Raw genomic sequence first — 16,965 nt, forward strand, 5'->3', positions numbered from 1 at the left:
GAATACAATGAAACGCAAAAGCCTGAAACTTGCCCTATTGAGCACAACGCTTATGGCAACCTCTGCCTTGGCCGAGGACGTGACGCTGACCATCGAAAGCTGGCGCAACGACGACCTGACGCTGTGGCAGGAAAAAATCATCCCGGCATTTGAAGCCGCCAACCCGGGCATCAAGGTGAACTTCACGCCCTCTGCCCCCGCGGAATACAACGCGGTTCTGAACGCCAAACTGGAAGCTGGCTCTGCGGGCGATCTCATCACCTGCCGCCCCTTCGACACGTCGCTTTTGCTGTTTGAAAACGGGAACCTGGCTGACCTGAGCGATCTGGGCGCGATGGATAACTTTTCGGATGTGGCGAAATCCGCGTGGCAGAACGATGACGGCTCAGCCACTTTCTGCGTACCAATGGCATCGGTGATCCACGGGTTCATCTACAACAAAGACGCATTTGCAGAATTGGGCATCGACGTTCCCACTACGGAAGACGAGTTCTTTGCCGCGCTGGACAAGTTCAAGGAAGACGGCACCTATATCCCGATGGCAATGGGGACCAACGACCAGTGGGAAGCCGCCACGATGGGCTACCAGAATATCGGCCCCAACTACTGGAAGGGTGAGGAAGGCCGTCTGGCGCTGATCTCAGGCGAGCAGTCCTTGACCGATCCGCAGTGGGTCGAGCCATATGAAACCATTGCACGCTGGAAGGACTATCTGGGCGACGGTTTCGAGGCACAGACCTACCCCGACAGCCAGAACATCTTTACCCTTGGACGCGCTGCGATTTATCCGGCCGGTTCGTGGGAGATTTCGGGCTTCAATGCGCAGGCCGATTTCGAGATGGGCGCGTTCAAGCCCCCGGTCCGCAACGCGGGTGACGATTGCTATATCTCTGACCACACGGACATTGCGATGGGCTTGAACGCGGCGTCGGAAAATGCCGAAGCAGCGCGCACCTTCCTTGACTGGATGGGCACATCCGAGTTCGCCACGATCTATGCCAACGCTCTGCCGGGCTTCTTCTCGCTGTCGAGCCACGACATCGCGATGGAAGATCCGCTGGCGCAGGAATTCGTAAGCTGGCGGAATGACTGCGGCTCAACAATCCGGTCCACCTACCAGATCCTGTCGCGCGGCACGCCGAACCTTGAGAACGAAACCTGGAACGCTTCGGCTCAGGTCGTCAAAGGCGCGGAAAGCCCCGCCGATGCAGGCGCGCGACTGCAAGAGGGTCTGGCCTCGTGGTACGCACCGCATCAGTAAGTTGACGCATACCCGGGCGGAACTATTCGCCCGGGTACCCCCCTTCACTCCTTTGAAAGCTGATCCATGAATCGCCCCCGCTTCCGCTGGCATATCGTTGTATTTCTGGCACCTGCCGTGCTGGTTTATACGGCGGTGATGATCTTCCCGCTGTTCAACACGCTGCGACTGGCGCTGTATACCGAGGTCGATCAAAGCCGCGTGTTCGTTGGATTGCAGAACTTTCAAACCCTGTTTTTCGACCCCATCTGGTCCGAGCAGTTCTGGAACGCCCTGGGCAACAACTTTTGGTTCTTCCTGATCCATATGCTGGTGCAGAACCCCATCGGCATCGCGCTGGCGGCGCTGCTCAGCCACCCGCGTCTGCGGTTCTCGGCGCTCTATCGGTCGGCGATTTTCATCCCGACGATCCTGAGTTTTGTGATCGTTGGCTTTGCATGGAAACTGATCCTGTCGCCCATCTGGGGCATCGCCCCTTCAATGCTGGACGCCATTGGCCTGAAATCCCTGTTCGCGCCCTGGCTTGGTAAAGAGGAATACGCCTTAACCACGCTTGCGCTGATCTCGGTCTGGCAATTCGTGGGCATCCCGATGATGCTGATCTATGCCGCCCTGCTGACCATCCCCGAAGAAATTCTTGAGGCCGGAGAGATTGACGGCATCACAGGGGCCTCGGCCTTCTGGAAGATCAAGCTGCCGCTGATCCTGCCGTCGATCGGGATCATCTCGATCCTGACTTTCGTGGGGAACTTCAACGCGTTCGACCTAATCTATGCCGCGCAGGGCGCGTTGGCGGGGCCGGATTTCTCGACCGATATCTTGGGCACCTTCATGTATCGCACCTTCTTTGGCTTCCAGTTGCAACTGGGCGACCCACATATGGGATCGGCTATCGCAGGCGCCATGTTCGCGATCATCCTTGTGGGCGTCTGCATTTACCTGTTCGGCATCCAAACCCGGATGCGCCGGTATCAACTGTGAGGGTCCTGCGATGAACAAAGCACGCCATAACCCGATCAACACCGCCGCAATGCACGGGGCGCTGATCCTTTACACCCTGATCGCCCTGTTCCCGGTCTTTGTGATCCTGATCAACAGCTTCAAATCCCGCCGCGCGATCTTTCGCGAACCACTGGCGCTGCCGAATGCCGACAGTTTTTCAATGATTGGCTACGAGACGGTGATGAAGCAGGGGGATTTTTTCCTCTACTTCCAGAACTCGATGATCGTCACCGTCGCGTCGCTGTTCTTTATCCTGCTGTTCGGGGCGATGGCCGCCTATGCGCTGTCGGAATATCAGTTCAAGGGCAACTTGGTGATGGGTCTGTATCTGGCGCTGGGCATCATGATCCCAATCCGCATCGGCACCGTGGCCATCCTTGAGATGATGGTGGCCACCGGGTTGGTGAACACGCTTTGGGCGTTGATTCTGGTCTACACGGCCCAAGGACTACCGCTGGCGGTGTTCATCCTGTCCGAGTTCATGCGGCAGGTTAGCGATGACCTGAAAAACGCGGGCCGCATCGACGGGCTGTCGGAATACACGATCTTTTTCCGGCTGGTTCTGCCTCTGGTCCGGCCCGCGATGGCGACCGTGGCCGTGTTCAACATGATCCCGATCTGGAATGACCTCTGGTTCCCGCTGATCCTTGCCCCGGCAGAAGAGACCAAAACCCTGACGCTGGGCAGCCAAGTCTTCATCGGGCAATTCGTCACCGACTGGAACGCGGTTCTGTCAGCACTGTCGATGGCGATCCTGCCGGTATTGATCCTCTATGTCATTTTCTCGCGCCAGCTTATCCGCGGCATCACTTCAGGAGCTGTCAAATGACCAAAGTTCTGATTGCTGGCCTTGGCAATATGGGGCTGAGCCACGCTCTGGCCCATCACAACCACCCCGACGCGCAGATCGTGGGGTTGGTGAACCGGTCCGGGCGCGTGGATCATCCCGAGCTGGGTCAATATCCCGCCTATTCGGATTTCCAGACCGCGCTGGCTGAGACACAACCCGATCTGGTGATCGTCGCCACCTATTCCGACAGCCACGCCGATTTCGCCTGCGCCGCGATGGAGGCAGGTGCGCATGTGTTTGTGGAAAAACCGCTCGCCACAAACGTGGCAGATGCGCGGCGCGTGGTGCAAACCGCCACCCGACTGAACCGCAAGCTGGTCGTGGGATATATCCTGCGCCACCACCCCTCATGGATGCGACTGATCTCTGAGGCTCGCGATCTGGGCGGGCCTTACGTGTTCCGCCTGAACCTGAACCAGCAATCCTCGGGCGCGGAATGGGAGACACATAAGGCGCTGATGCAGACCACCTCACCCATCGTGGATTGCGGCGTGCACTATGTGGATGTGATGTGCCAGATCACCGATGCGCAGCCGGTTCGCGTGCATGGTATGGGCCTGCGCCTGTCCGATGAAATCGCCGAGGACATGTATAATTACGGCCAATTTCAGGTGATCTTCGACGACGGCTCGGTCGGCTGGTATGAGGCCGGATGGGGTCCGATGATGTCTGAGACCGCGTTTTTCGTGAAAGACATCGTCTCGCCCAATGGGTCGGTCTCGATCACCGATGGCAACAAGGGCGCGTCGGCTGATATCGACGGCCACACCAAGGTTGGCGGTCTGCTGATCCACACGCCGGGCGGCGACCGCACCGTCGAGATGCCTGACGAACCCGGCCATCAGGAACTGTGCGACGCCGAGCAAGCCTACATGCTGCGCGCCGTCGCAGACGATATCGACCTGACGCGCCATATGAATGACGCCGTCCAATCCCTTGCCATTTGTCTGGCCGCAGATGAAAGCATCCGCACCGGCCAACCCGTTTCGCTCAAGGAGCCCACGACATGACCGCTCTGACCCTGACCAATGTGAACAAGTCCTTTGGCAATGTGCATGTTCTGAAAGACATCACGCTTGAAGTCGAAGAAGGTGAGTTCGTCGTTTTCGTCGGTCCCTCGGGCTGTGGCAAGTCCACCTTGTTGCGCGTGATTGCGGGGTTGGAGGATGCGTCCTCGGGTGAGATCAATATCGACGGCCAGCAGGTCAATCTGGTGCCGCCCTCGAAACGCGGGATCGCAATGGTGTTCCAAAGCTATGCGCTTTATCCGCACCTGAACGTGCGCGGGAACATGACGCTGGCTTTGAAACAGGAAAAGCAGTCCAAGGCCGTGATCGAGGAACGCGTCGCTACGGCCAGCCGGATGCTGAACCTCGAGGAATATCTGGATCGCTACCCCTCGGAACTGTCCGGCGGTCAGAGGCAGCGTGTTGCGATCGGACGCGCCATCGTGCGCAAGCCGAAACTGTTCCTGTTTGACGAGCCGCTGTCGAACCTCGACGCCGCGCTGCGGATGAACACGCGGATTGAGATTGCAAACCTGCACCGGGCGCTGGATGCCTCGATGATCTATGTCACTCACGACCAGACCGAGGCGATGACGCTGGCCGACAAGATCGTCGTGCTGCGCGACGGGCGGGTCGAACAGATCGGCAGCCCGATGGAGCTGTACAACAACCCCGCCAACCAATTCGTCGCCGGGTTCCTTGGATCACCATCGATGAACTTCCTGCCCGAGGGGTTGCTGGGTGAAGGCCAGAACACCATCGGCATTCGCCCAGAGGATCTGTTCCTGTCCGATGACGGCCCACTGACCGCGCGGGTTAGCCATGTTGAAAAGCTGGGCGGCGATACGAATGTCATCGCCAAGGTAAACGACCATTCGGTAACCGCCCGATTGTTTGGCCAACACGCGATCCGCGAAGGTGAGGAGCTGCGATTCGCCTATACCCCGGACAAAGCCTATCGCTTTGATGCCAACGGGCAGCGTTTGCGCTAGGCGCGCTCACAAACACCAAAACTCCATAGCACTCCAACAAGCACCGAAGTTAAAATCCTGCCATTTGGTTGGAACTTCGGTTCTTTGGAGCATATATTTCGGGCAGTGCCAGCCTAGCAGAAGACCAGCCAGACGCTTGTGCGAAGGTTGCTATTCAATTGTCACAATAGGGCTGTAAGTCCTTTTCATAGCTATTCGTTCCAAGCCAGGAGCTGCCCCATGAAAGACGCTGATCGCATGCCCCTCTCTGCAGACGATTGGGACGAATTGCACTTTCCGCGCCCCGAGGAAAACGGATTTGACCGCGTCGTTGAAAGCGCCATCTCTCGCCGAGGGTTTCTGGGCGGTGTTCTGGCGTTCGGCTCGGGCGCGGCGGCAATGGGTGCCGGTCTGTTCGGGTCAACATCTACGCAGGCGGTCGAAGCCTCGCGCTTTGCCTTCACACCGATCCCAGCACAGACAGACGGCACCGTTCACGTGCCGGACGGGTATGAATGGAAGGTTCTGGCACGTTGGGGCGATGCGCTGTTCTCGGACGCTGACGGGTACGAGATCACCGATGGTGGGCCGGTCGAAAACTCGGACAGAATCTTTGGTGAAAACACCGACGGGATGGAAACATTCTCGTTCAAGGGATTAGAGCTGATCGCGATCAACCACGAATTTCCAAACAACGACATCAATCTTCCCGCCGCGCAGGAGGGTGCTCCGGCCAGCGCAGAAGACGTTCTGAAACTGCAGAATATTCAAGGCGTTACGGTGATGGAGATCAAGGAAAGCCCGGATGGATGGTCCGTCGTAAAAGACAGCCCGTTCAACCGCCGCATCCACCACAACACCCCTATGAAAATCGTCGGTCCCGCCGCCGGTCACGACCTGCTGAAAACCACAGCCGACCCAACCGGCACCACGTCGCTGGGCACCATGAACAATTGCGGCGCAGGCAAGACTCCATGGGGGACGTACCTAACCTGCGAAGAGAATTTTAACAGCTATTTCGGATCGTCCGACGAAACCCTGACCTATGATCAAATAGTAGCCGATGGATTTGCGCGCTACGGCGTCAAAGCCCAAAGCTGGAACGGCTACGAACTGTTTGACCCGCGTTTTGACACGTCGAAGAACCCCAACGAACCGCACCGCGTAGGATGGGTCGTCGAAATCGACCCGACCAAGCCCGACAGCACTCCGATCAAGCTTACCGGTCTGGGCCGTTTCAAGCACGAGAACGCCGAGGTGACTCTGGCCGCGGATGGCCGTGTGGTCGTTTACATGGGCGACGATGAGCGGGGCGAATACCTGTATAAGTTCGTCTCGAACGGCACCTATCAGCCGGGCGGCGAGACCGAGAGCCTGCTGAACGACGGCACCTTGTATGCAGCCAAGTTCGACGACGACCTGTCGGGTGAGTGGCTGCCTTTGACGCCGGAAACAACAGGCATGGACGCCGCAGAGATTTCGATCTTCACGCGCATGGCGGCCTCGAAAGTGTGCGCCACAACAATGGACCGCCCCGAATGGGTTGCCTCCAGCCCGGTTGCGGTTGAGGCGTATTGCTGCCTGACCAACAACAAAAACCGGGGTATCAAGCCAAACGCAGGTGGTGACGATACCTCGGTCAATGGGCCTAACCCGCGCGAGGCCAACAAATACGGCCAGATCGTGCGTTGGCGGCCAAGCAACGAAGACCACGCCGTAGACACATTCGACTGGGATCTTTTCGTCATGGCAGGTAACCCAGCCGTGCATACGGATGCCTATGCGGGGTCGCCCAATGTCAATAAAGGCAACCTGTTCAATTCCCCGGATGGGATGGTCATCGACACAACCGGGCTGATCTGGATTCAAACGGACGGCAATGACAACAACTTGGAAGACTTTGCCGGAAACGGGAACAACCAGATGCTGGTTGGAGACCCGATCACCGGTGAGATCGCGCGCTTCATGACAGGTCCGAAAGGGTGTGAAGTCACGGGCCTCTCGTGGTCAACCGACCTGCGGACAATGTTCGTCGGAATTCAACACCCCGGCGGAAATTGGCCCGATGGCGGCACGCCACGATCCTCGATCATCGCGATCAAGCGGACTGACAATGGCTTGGTCGGCTAATACACCTTTTGGGGGCGCTGTCAGATTTCCTCTCCCGGAGGAGCCAGCGGCCCGCCGGGGGCCATCAGGTGACGCTCTGACAGCCACGGGTTCAATTCCAAAGCCTGCTGCAGAGCTTCCCGCGCTTCGTCCATTCGCTGAAGTCCCAGCAATGTCAGCGCACGGCCGCTGATCGCGGCGACGTGGTTTGGTGACAGCTCAATCGCACGGTCCAGATCGGGCAATGCAGCCTGAAAATCCTGCCTCAGATAATGGGCAAAGGCGCGCTGGTTGTACCCCTCGGCATAGGATGGGCAGTATTCAATCAGCTTGTCGAAATCCTCGATCGCGCCCAACAAGTCCCATGCGTTTCGACGTGTCATACCCCGGTCCAGAACGGCCTGAGCCGTTTCGTCCGGCGCATCCGTCCAGAACTCCCACAGTTGACTGGACAGCGCACGGGCGGCCTGTTCGTTTTCGGCCTGTTGTATCTGCGAGATTATTCCGGTCACTCCGGCAGAATGATCCGGTGCCATGGGGCATTCACCAGCAAAGGCGGCACCCGAGGTTGCGGCAACAAAGGCAGAGGCAAGGAAAAGCTGTTTCATAAAGCAATGGTGGCGCTTGCACGGCTTTCGTCAACCCAGCCTTCAGAACGCGCCCGAAACGCCGGTTTCCTTCACTGCCTCCATCGCGACAAAGGTCGACGTGCTGGCCACATGGGGCAACGAGGAAATTTTCTCGGCCAGAACAGCCCGATATTCGGACATCGAACCGGTGCGAATTTTCAGAAGGTAGTCGAAATTCGATGCAATCATATGGGCTTGCTCAATCTCGGCCACCTTGCGCACGGCCGCATTGAACTCGGCCAATGCCTTTTCGCGGGTATCGGTCAGACGCACCTCGACAAAGGCTACATGATCCAGACCAAGGCGGATCGGGTCCAGCAGGGCGCGGTATCCGGTGATGATGCCATCGGCCTCAAGTCTTTTCACACGTGCTTGAGTGGGCGATTTCGACAACCCGATGCGCCGCGCAAGGTCAGCGATGGGGATGCGCCCATCCTCTGACAGAATCGTCAGAATGGACTGATCGAACCGATCCAGACCCGGAAAGTCCTTTTGCACTGTTTTTTCCTCAAACTTCAGGTCATTCGCCTTACCAAAGCAGAAAATAAGGCAATCCTCCTGCCAAATCGACCCTATATTTATCAAAAGCCCCGGAGGATACATGTCACACAGCCTACGCGCCCATATCGACGGCCAGACCTATGCCGATCAGTCAGTCATTCTGGACCACCTGATTGCGCAGGCTGATCTTACGGAAGCTGATCGCCAGTCCATATGCGCGTCTGCCGCTCAGTTGGTGCGTGATATCCGTTCCAGCACGTCACCCGGCATGATGGAGGTGTTTCTGGCCGAATACGGCCTGTCCACCGACGAAGGCGTGGCGCTGATGTGTCTGGCCGAAGCCCTGCTACGAGTCCCCGATGCCGACACGATCGACGCTTTGATCGAGGACAAGATCGCGCCCTCGGACTGGGGGAAACATCTGGGGCAATCCTCGTCTTCGCTGGTCAATGCCTCAACCTGGGCCTTGATGCTGACGGGCAAAGTTCTGGATGAAGGCAAAGCGTCCCCAGTCGGTGCCCTGCGCGGCGCGATCAAGCGATTGGGCGAGCCGGTGATCCGCACCGCTGTAGGACGTGCCATGAAGGAAATGGGCCGTCAGTTCGTTCTGGGCGAGGCCATCCAGTCTGCAATGGACCGCGCCGAAGGGATGGAAGCCAAGGGCTACACCTACTCCTACGATATGCTGGGCGAGGCCGCCCGGACCGAGGCCGACGCCGCCCGCTATCACCTCTCCTATTCGCGTGCGATTGCGGCCATTGCCGATGCCTGCACCCATGACGACATCCGCGCCAATCCCGGAATTTCAGTGAAACTATCGGCGCTGCACCCGCGTTATGAACTGGCGCAGGAACAGCGCGTCATGGATGAGCTTGTGCCCCGCCTGCGTGCGCTCTGCCTGCTGGCCAAAGCCGCCGGGATGGGCCTGAACGTGGATGCCGAAGAAGCCGACCGCCTGTCCCTGTCGCTGCAAGTGATCGAAGAGGTCATGGCCGAGCCCGCCCTATCCGGATGGGACGGGTTCGGGATCGTGGTTCAGGCCTATGGCCCGCGCGCCGGGGTGGTTCTGGACACATTGTATGACATGGCCCAACGCCATGATCGCAAGTTGATGGTCCGGCTGGTCAAAGGCGCCTATTGGGATACCGAGATCAAGCGTGCTCAGGTCGAAGGCGTTGATGGATTCCCCGTCTTCACCCGCAAGGCGGCGACCGATATCTCGTACATCGCCAACGCGCGCAAATTGCTGGGTATGACCGACCGGATCTATCCTCAATTCGCTACCCACAACGCTCAAACCGTCAGCGCGATCCTGCATATGGCCAAGGATCAACCCTACGAATTCCAGCGCCTGCACGGGATGGGCGAAACGCTGCACGGGTTGGTCAAAGATCAGAACTCTACCCGTTGCCGCATCTACGCTCCGGTCGGTGCGCATCGTGACCTGTTGGCGTATCTGGTGCGGCGACTGCTGGAGAACGGCGCGAATTCATCTTTCGTGAACCAGATCGTGGATGAGACTGTGCCACCCGAAGACGTCGCTGCAGACCCTTTCAACACGGTCCGCGAACCTGCGCGGCCTCTGCCCACAGGACCCGAGCTGTTTCAACCCGAACGCCCGAACTCGCGCGGGTTTGACCTGCATCACACGCCCACACTGGATCGGATCGACGCCGCGCGCGATAGCTTTCGGGCGCACCATTGGTACGCACAGCCGCTTCTGTCCGGGGATGCGATGCCCGAGGATGATCAGCTCGTCATCAACCCGGCCCAACCGCAGGACCGCCCCGGCGCTGTCGCCCCCGCAAGCGCCGAGGATGTCGAACTGGCTCTGGCCTCTGCCGCACCGTGGCACTCACCAGCGACCGAACGATCCCGCATCCTGAACGCGGCTGCCGATCTGTACGAAGACCATTACGGAGAGCTTTTTGCCCTGTTGTCCCGCGAGGCTGGGAAGTCGCTTCCGGACGCTGTCGCTGAACTGCGTGAAGCCGTTGATTTCCTGCGGTATTATGCTGCGAATATCCCTGATCTTGCGCCTGCGGGAACCTTCACCTGCATCAGCCCGTGGAACTTTCCGCTGGCCATTTTCACCGGCCAGATTGCTGCGGCCCTTGCGACCGGCAACGCTGTACTGGCAAAACCTGCCCCGCAAACACCCTTGATCGCACATCGTGCCGTTCAGTTGATGCACGAGGCAGGCGTGCCGCGGGATGTTCTGCAATTGCTGCCGGGTGGCCCTTTGGTGGGCGCGGCACTGACCTCGGATGCGCGGGTATCGGGCGTGGCTTTCACCGGCTCGACCGCGACCGCCCTGAAAATCCGTGAGGCGATGGCAGAAAACTTGCGGCCCGGCACACCGCTGATTGCGGAAACCGGCGGGCTGAATGCAATGATAGTGGACAGCACCGCCCTGCCCGAACAGGCCGTTCAATCCATCATCGAAAGCGCGTTTCAATCGGCGGGTCAGCGCTGCTCGGCCCTTCGGTGCCTCTATGTTCAAGACGACATCGCGGACGATCTGCTGACGATGCTGAAAGGCGCGATGGAGGCTCTGCAGGTTGGCGATCCTTGGCTGATTTCAACCGATTGTGGCCCCGTTATCGACAATGATGCGCGGCAGGTCATCGTAGATCACGTCGCAACCGCCCGTCGCGAAGGGCGCATCCTGAAAGAGATGCCAACGCCGCCCGACGGTACGTTCGTCGCGCCGACGCTTATCGAAATCTCCGGCATTGCCGCGCTCGAACGCGAGGTTTTCGGCCCGGTTCTACATGTCGTGCGGTTTAAGGCGTCCGAGATTGATCAGGTGATCGCCGACATCAACGCGACTGGATACGGCCTGACCTTTGGTCTGCACACGCGCATCGACGACCGTGTTCAGCACATCACCGAAGCCGTTCACGCGGGGAACATCTACGTGAACCGCAATCAGATCGGTGCGATTGTCGGCTCGCAACCCTTTGGCGGCGAAGGGCTTTCAGGGACTGGCCCCAAGGCCGGTGGCCCGAACTACATGACCCGTTTCTGCGCACCCGACCGCCAGAGCAGCGCCGGGATGTGGGGCACAACGATGGGCGACCTGCCCGCCCCCGACGGCGAAGCGGCGTCGGTTCAAACCCGATCCCTGCCCGGCCCGACCGGAGAATCCAACCGTCTTAGCGAGTTCCCCCGCCCACCTCTATTGTGTTTGGGCCCGGGTGAGGCCGCGGTTCAGGCGCAAGCGGCTGCCGTTAAGGATTTGGGCGGTTCAGCCATCCGCGCCACAGGAGCAATCGACTTGCACCGACTTGAGAATGCGACAGGTATATCTGGCGTTTTGTGGTGGGGGGATGAAGCCACAGCCCGAGAGATTGAACGGCATCTGGCTCGCCGCACCGGTCCGATCCTGCCCCTGATCCCCGGCCTGCCGGACAAGGCCCGTGTTCTGGCCGAGCGTCATGTCTGCGTCGACACAACAGCCGCAGGGGGTAACGCGGCGTTGCTGGGAGGTGCGGCTTAGACAGACCTTGACGCTGGGCTGCGGAAAGCCCAGCGTCGCGCCATGTTTCCGATCCGTGATCATAACCCTTCCGGGCGCACTCCGTTCGTCGTTTATCTGCTGATGGCGGCGAATATTCTGATCTTTATCAGCTATGCAGGCGCCATGGATGACGCGCGGCTGATCAACCAGATCTATTATGACTACGCCGTGATACCGGCGCGGATCACGGACGGTTTTGCGTTCGATACTCTGGTGACGTCAATGTTCCTGCACGGGGGCTGGATGCACCTGATCGGGAACATGCTGTTCCTGTGGATCTTTGGCGACAACCTCGAAGATGAGATGGGCCACCTGCCCTTTTTGCTGTTCTATCTGGCCGCCGGAATCGGAGCTGGCCTGATCCACGTTCTGACAGCCCCCGGTTCATTGGTCCCCACTATCGGCGCATCGGGTGCGATAGCCGGTGTGATGGGCGGCTATTTGCTGCTGTTCCCAAAGGCGCAGGTCGATATCCTGTTGATCCTGATCGTTTATATTCGCGTCTTCACCATTCCGGCCTTTGTCATGCTGGGCGCTTGGCTAGCCATACAATTTCTGGGCAGCCTCGCCAGTAACCCGGACGAAGGAGGGATTGCGTATTGGGCGCACACCGGAGGGTTTGTCGTAGGATTGATCCTGTGCGCCCCTTTGTGGTTGCGGCGCGGCGGCGTGAAATACTGGAACCGGACACACGGCCATCCACCCCACCCCGAGCAGACTTACAAGTTTTCGCAATCACGCATCCCCCGCATCCCGCGCAGGTAGACGGCCTCCGCTTAGCTCGGTGATTTCCCGGGCGGCGGCCATGACCAAGCCACCCAAGTCCGGCGCACGATCTGCTTTGAACCGGACCGTCGGGCCAGATACGGAAATTCCGGCGCAAGGTTCGGCGCGGTCGTTGAATATCGCTGCGCCAATGCAGGACATGCCCTCATAGCGTTCCTCTTGATCATGCGACCAGCCCCGCTTTCGGGTCTGCGCCAAATCCGACTGCAAATTGGGCCCGGGCAGCAAAGTATTCTCGGTAAAGGCAACCGGATCACCCAAACCCAACGCTTTGGTCAACCCGGCCTCCCCCAGTTCAGCCAAGATCGCCTTGCCTGTTCCTGACGCATACATCGGCGTCCTGGCCCCCGGTGGAAAGAACGCCCGGATGGGGTTGCCGGTTTCGACCTGTCCAACAAAAACAACCTCGAACCCGTCCGGTACCGCTAGATTGGCCGTCTCGCCGCTGTCCTGCATCAAACGTCGCAGGATTGGCCGTCCGATCTCGATCACGCTGTTGCGACGCAGGAACGACGCACCGGTTCTATAAGCCTCGATGCCAATCATCCACTCCTGACGCTCATCGTCGAAACTGACAAAGCCGTGTTTCTGCAACGTGACCAGAATGCGATGCGTTGTGGCTGTGGGCACCCCGATCTCTCTGGCCAGATCACTCAGCGCGGCGCGTTCCAGGCGCGCAACCGTGGTCATCACGCCCAGTGCCCGGTCCAAGGATTGCATGGTCCCGGCCGAACTTTCCTTGAACATGGATTTCGGCCGACCCCGCGGTCTTTTTTGCGGCTCTTGTCCCAATTTCCATCCTCCTGTGCCCAAATTTTTTTCGCGAGGTGGTTTCGCTCCGTCAAAATGAAAAACGGAAATTCCCGCGAATTTCGCCAGTTATGGATTTTTTGGCAAAAATGAAAATATTTTTCAAGAAAATTGCATGACGCCACGTTATCTCGGAAAGTGACCTCCAAAGCGGAGGAATAAGAGATGTCCAACCAAAACCCGGTTTTCATACCAGGCCCGACAAATATCCCGGACCGGCTGCGGCTGGCCATGCAGGTTCAAACGCAAGACCATCGCGCCCCGGACTTTGTCGATACGTTCGCCCCGGTTCTGGAAGATACAAAGCGGGTCTTTGGCACTCAGACCGGTCAGATCGTAACATTCCCTGCCTCGGGCACCGGCGGATGGGAAGCGGCGATCACCAACACCCTAAGCCCCGGAGACAAGGTTCTGGTGGCCCGCTATGGCGTTTTCAGCCACCGCTGGATCGACCTGTGTCAGCGGCACGGGCTGGACGTGCAGGTCATTGACTGCCCGTGGGGGACGGGCGCACCTGCCGACCTGTTTCAGGCAGCCCTTGCCAAGGACACGTCACACGACATCCGCGCTGTGCTGGTGACTCATAACGAAACTGCAACCGGAGTGCTTTCGGATATCGGCGCAGTGCGTCAAGCCATGGACGCCGCAAACCATCCCGCGATGCTGTTCGTGGATTGCGTAAGCTCGCTGGCCTCTGTGCCGTTTGAGTTTGACACATGGGGCGTCGACATTGCCGTGTCCGGGTCGCAAAAAGGGTTCATGCTGGCGACCGGGATGGCGATCTTGTGTGTCAGTGACAAAGCGCAAGAGGCGATGGCGTCCGCCAAGCTGCACCGCACATTCTTCGATTTCCGCGACATGATGGCGGCGAATGCGTCGGGTGGGTTTCCCTACACGCCGCCGCTGCAACTGATCTACGGAATGCGCGAAAGCCTCAAGATGCTGTTCGAGGAAGGCTTGGACAACGTCTATGCGCGCCACCACCGGCTGGCCGAAGGTATTCGCCGTGCCACCGACGCCTGGGGCTTGAAGTTGGTTGCGCAGTCGCCCGACCTCTATTCCGATACGGTCAGCGCGATCTATGTGCCCGATGGTTTCGACAGCAACGCCCTGACGGACCATGCGTTTAACGCATATGGCGTGTCCTTCGGGATCGGCCTTGGGCAACTGAACGGAAAGGCGTTTCGCATTGGTCATCTGGGCAGCCTGACGGATGTGATGGTTCTGTCTGGCCTCAGCGCGATCGAGATGGCGATGGCGGACCTGAATTACCCGGTCTCACTGGGCAGCGGGGTCGCGGCCGCGCAGGAGTTCTATCGCTCCGGCTCGTCCGACAACGCAAAGGCGGCAGCCTGAGGAGAATGACCATGCTGGATCACACCCCCGCCGCAGAGCTCACGATCAACGACATGCGAGCGGCGCATGAACGGATCAAACCATATATCCGTCGAACCCCGGTCATGGTGTCCGACTTCCTGAATGATCTGACCGGAGCAGAGCTGTTTTTCAAGTGCGAGAACTTTCAGGAGGCTGGTGCCTTCAAGGTTCGCGGAGCAAGCAACGCCGTGTTTGGCCTAAGCGATGAGATGGCGGCAAAGGGTGTCTGCACCCATTCCAGCGGCAACCACGCGCTTTCGCTGTCCTATGCGGCCGGGCGGAGGGGCATCCCCTGCCATGTGGTCATGCCGCGCACAGCACCTGAGGCCAAGAAGGACGCGGTCCGGCGTTTTGGTGGAACGATCACCGAGTGCGAGCCGTCGACCACCTCACGTGAGGCGACCTTTGCCGAAGTACAGGCCCGAACGGGTGGCGAATTCGTCCACCCCTACAACGACCCCCGCGTCATCGCTGGCCAGGCGACATGTTCGGCAGAACTGCTAGAACAAACGGGCGGAGTGGATGCGGTCATCGCACCGATTGGCGGCGGCGGCATGGTGTCGGGAACCTGTCTGACGGTGTCAAACCTAGCACCTAGCACCGCGATCTATGCTGCGGAGCCGGAACAGGCGGACGACGCTTATCGTTCGTTCAAGGCGGGCCGTATTATCGCGGATGACGCGCCTAAGACGGTTGCCGATGGTCTGTTGGTGCCGCTCAAGGAGAACACGTGGCACTTCGTGTCCAACCACGTGACCGACATCTTCACCGCCTCAGAAGACGAGATCGTCGAGGCGATGAAACTGACGTGGAAATACCTGCGCGTGGTGATGGAGCCGTCCTCGGCAGTGCCTCTGGCGACCATTCTCAAAAACCCGGACGTGTTTCGAGGAAAACGCGTCGGCGTGATCATCACCGGCGGCAACGTGGATTTGGACAAGCTGCCCTGGCTGAAAGGGTAAGGAGGAAGAACATGAACAAACCTGTGAAATTTGACGATCTCGAAGTCGGCTTCGACATCCCTGCCGCGATCGGTATGGACGAAAGCGACATTCAAACACCGTGCCTGATACTCGATCTGGACGCGCTGGAGCGGAACATCAGGAAGATGGGCGACTATGCCAAGGCACATGGCATGCGCCATCGCGTGCACGGCAAGATGCACAAATCCGTTGATGTCGCCAAACTTCAGGAGAAACTGGGCGGCGCGGTGGGCGTCTGCTGTCAGAAAGTCTCGGAAGCCGAAGTTTTCGCGCGCGGCGGCATCAAGGATATCCTCGTGTCAAACCAGGTGCGTGACCCGGCCAAGATCCAACGGCTGGCACAGCTGCCCAAGACCGGCGCGCGCACCATCGTCTGCGTGGATGACGTCAACAACGTCGCGGACCTGTCTGCTGCTGCGGTCAGTGCTGGCACCGAGTTGGAGGTTCTGGTCGAAATCGACTGCGGCGCTGGGCGGTGCGGCGTGACCACAACTCCGGCAGTGGTCGAGATCGCCGAGGCGGTCGTGGCAGCCCCGAACCTGAAATTCACAGGCATTCAGGCGTATCAGGGCGCGATGCAGCATCTCGACACGTATGAGGCCCGAAAAGAGAAACTGGATGCCGCAATCGCGATGGTCAAAGACGCTGTTGACGGTTTGAAAGCCGCAGGCATCGACTGCGAGCTGGTCTCGGGCGGCGGCACCGGATCGTATTATTTTGAAAGCAATTCAGGCGTTTACAACGAGTTGCAATGCGGGTCCTACGCCTTCATGGACGCCGACTATGGCCGTATTCTGGACAAGGACGGCAAGCGGATCGACCAGGGTGAGTGGGAAAACGCGCTGTTCATCCTGACCAGTGTCATGAGCCACGCCAAAGCGGACAAGGCGATCTGTGATGCAGGTCTAAAGGCGCAGTCGGTCGATAGCGGCTTGCCATTCATCTTTGGGCGCGACGATGTCGAATACCTCAAATGCTCGGATGAGCACGGCGTGATCGGTGATCCGGGTAATGTTCTCAAGGTCAACGACAAGCTGCGTCTGGTGCCCGGTCACTGTGACCCAACCTGCAACGTCCATGACTGGTATGTGGGTGTCCGGGACGGCAAGGTTGAAACGCTCTGGCCCGTTTCGGCCCGTGGAAAAGCGTTCTGAGC

Annotated in this window: 14 protein-coding genes; 11 read left to right on the forward strand and 3 right to left on the reverse strand. The window is 59.1% G+C overall.

Annotation, left to right across the window (positions count from 1 at the left end):
• Window positions 1-7: 7 nt before the first annotated feature.
• From ACR0B7_RS07905 to ACR0B7_RS07930, 6 genes are all read left to right on the forward strand, one after another.
• Window positions 8-1,261: an ABC transporter substrate-binding protein gene (locus ACR0B7_RS07905; protein WP_170484078.1), complete on the forward strand. Its 1,254-nt coding sequence runs from the start codon at window positions 8-10 to the stop codon at window positions 1,259-1,261.
• A 66-nt stretch (window positions 1,262-1,327) separates the two neighbouring features.
• Complete coding sequence (locus ACR0B7_RS07910; protein ID WP_170484080.1) at window positions 1,328-2,242, forward strand: carbohydrate ABC transporter permease; 915 nt, start codon at window positions 1,328-1,330, stop codon at window positions 2,240-2,242.
• Between the two features lie 10 nt (window positions 2,243-2,252).
• A complete protein-coding gene (locus ACR0B7_RS07915) occupies window positions 2,253-3,092 on the forward strand; it encodes a carbohydrate ABC transporter permease (protein WP_170384640.1) in 840 nt (279 codons plus the stop codon).
• Window positions 3,089-4,123, forward strand: a complete 1,035-nt coding sequence (locus ACR0B7_RS07920; RefSeq protein WP_170484081.1) for a Gfo/Idh/MocA family protein — start codon at window positions 3,089-3,091, stop codon at window positions 4,121-4,123. Before ACR0B7_RS07915 ends, ACR0B7_RS07920 begins: the two co-directional genes overlap by 4 nt.
• Complete coding sequence (locus ACR0B7_RS07925) at window positions 4,120-5,112, forward strand: ABC transporter ATP-binding protein (RefSeq protein WP_170484083.1); 993 nt, start codon at window positions 4,120-4,122, stop codon at window positions 5,110-5,112. Before ACR0B7_RS07920 ends, ACR0B7_RS07925 begins: the two co-directional genes overlap by 4 nt.
• A gap of 219 nt (window positions 5,113-5,331) precedes the next feature.
• Window positions 5,332-7,221, forward strand: coding sequence for a PhoX family protein (locus ACR0B7_RS07930; protein ID WP_170576577.1), 1,890 nt, complete (start codon window positions 5,332-5,334; stop codon window positions 7,219-7,221).
• A 20-nt stretch (window positions 7,222-7,241) separates the two neighbouring features.
• On the opposite strand, the gene ACR0B7_RS07935 is transcribed toward ACR0B7_RS07930, so the two are convergent.
• On the reverse strand, window positions 7,242-7,808 hold the full coding sequence (locus ACR0B7_RS07935) for a tetratricopeptide repeat protein (protein WP_170484087.1): 567 nt from the start codon (window positions 7,806-7,808) through the stop codon (window positions 7,242-7,244).
• Between the two features lie 42 nt (window positions 7,809-7,850).
• Window positions 7,851-8,327: an Lrp/AsnC family transcriptional regulator gene (locus tag ACR0B7_RS07940; protein WP_170411303.1), complete on the reverse strand. Its 477-nt coding sequence runs from the start codon at window positions 8,325-8,327 to the stop codon at window positions 7,851-7,853.
• Window positions 8,328-8,430: 103 nt separating this feature from the next.
• On the opposite strand from ACR0B7_RS07940, the gene putA reads away from it, so the two are divergent.
• Both putA and ACR0B7_RS07950 read left to right on the forward strand, forming a co-directional pair.
• A complete protein-coding gene (gene putA, locus ACR0B7_RS07945; protein ID WP_170484089.1) occupies window positions 8,431-11,832 on the forward strand; it encodes a bifunctional proline dehydrogenase/L-glutamate gamma-semialdehyde dehydrogenase PutA in 3,402 nt (1,133 codons plus the stop codon).
• Between the two features lie 42 nt (window positions 11,833-11,874).
• Window positions 11,875-12,618: a rhomboid family intramembrane serine protease gene (locus ACR0B7_RS07950; protein ID WP_170569394.1), complete on the forward strand. Its 744-nt coding sequence runs from the start codon at window positions 11,875-11,877 to the stop codon at window positions 12,616-12,618.
• On the opposite strand, the gene ACR0B7_RS07955 is transcribed toward ACR0B7_RS07950, so the two are convergent.
• A complete protein-coding gene (locus ACR0B7_RS07955; RefSeq protein WP_170484093.1) occupies window positions 12,589-13,386 on the reverse strand; it encodes an IclR family transcriptional regulator in 798 nt (265 codons plus the stop codon). The two genes, ACR0B7_RS07950 and ACR0B7_RS07955, sit on opposite strands and share 30 nt — an antisense overlap.
• 228 nt (window positions 13,387-13,614) lie before the next feature.
• Between ACR0B7_RS07955 and bhcA the strand changes: the two genes are divergently transcribed.
• From bhcA to bhcC, 3 genes are read left to right on the forward strand one after another with little or no spacing between them, the layout of a single operon-like run.
• Entirely contained in the window at window positions 13,615-14,805 is a 1,191-nt protein-coding gene (bhcA, locus tag ACR0B7_RS07960) for an L-aspartate--glyoxylate aminotransferase BhcA (RefSeq protein ID WP_170484095.1), read from the forward strand.
• A gap of 11 nt (window positions 14,806-14,816) precedes the next feature.
• Window positions 14,817-15,788, forward strand: a complete 972-nt coding sequence (gene bhcB, locus ACR0B7_RS07965) for a beta-hydroxyaspartate dehydratase BhcB (RefSeq protein WP_170576578.1) — start codon at window positions 14,817-14,819, stop codon at window positions 15,786-15,788.
• Between the two features lie 11 nt (window positions 15,789-15,799).
• Window positions 15,800-16,963, forward strand: coding sequence for a 3-hydroxy-D-aspartate aldolase BhcC (gene bhcC / locus ACR0B7_RS07970; protein WP_170484099.1), 1,164 nt, complete (start codon window positions 15,800-15,802; stop codon window positions 16,961-16,963).
• Window positions 16,964-16,965: the final 2 nt, after the last annotated feature.

This window comes from Ruegeria sp. BB6 (assembly GCF_056539385.1).

Coding starts and splice junctions, on each gene's coding strand:
- ACR0B7_RS07905 (WP_170484078.1), top strand. CDS start 8: ATGAAACGCAAAAGCCTGAAACTTGCCCTATTGAGCACAACGCTTATG.
- ACR0B7_RS07910 (WP_170484080.1), top strand. CDS start 1,328: ATGAATCGCCCCCGCTTCCGCTGGCATATCGTTGTATTTCTGGCACCT.
- ACR0B7_RS07915 (WP_170384640.1), top strand. CDS start 2,253: ATGAACAAAGCACGCCATAACCCGATCAACACCGCCGCAATGCACGGG.
- ACR0B7_RS07920 (WP_170484081.1), top strand. CDS start 3,089: ATGACCAAAGTTCTGATTGCTGGCCTTGGCAATATGGGGCTGAGCCAC.
- ACR0B7_RS07925 (WP_170484083.1), top strand. CDS start 4,120: ATGACCGCTCTGACCCTGACCAATGTGAACAAGTCCTTTGGCAATGTG.
- ACR0B7_RS07930 (WP_170576577.1), top strand. CDS start 5,332: ATGAAAGACGCTGATCGCATGCCCCTCTCTGCAGACGATTGGGACGAA.
- ACR0B7_RS07935 (WP_170484087.1), bottom strand. CDS start 7,808: ATGAAACAGCTTTTCCTTGCCTCTGCCTTTGTTGCCGCAACCTCGGGT.
- putA (WP_170484089.1), top strand. CDS start 8,431: ATGTCACACAGCCTACGCGCCCATATCGACGGCCAGACCTATGCCGAT.
- ACR0B7_RS07950 (WP_170569394.1), top strand. CDS start 11,875: ATGTTTCCGATCCGTGATCATAACCCTTCCGGGCGCACTCCGTTCGTC.
- ACR0B7_RS07955 (WP_170484093.1), bottom strand. CDS start 13,386: ATGTTCAAGGAAAGTTCGGCCGGGACCATGCAATCCTTGGACCGGGCA.
- bhcA (WP_170484095.1), top strand. CDS start 13,615: ATGTCCAACCAAAACCCGGTTTTCATACCAGGCCCGACAAATATCCCG.
- bhcB (WP_170576578.1), top strand. CDS start 14,817: ATGCTGGATCACACCCCCGCCGCAGAGCTCACGATCAACGACATGCGA.
- bhcC (WP_170484099.1), top strand. CDS start 15,800: ATGAACAAACCTGTGAAATTTGACGATCTCGAAGTCGGCTTCGACATC.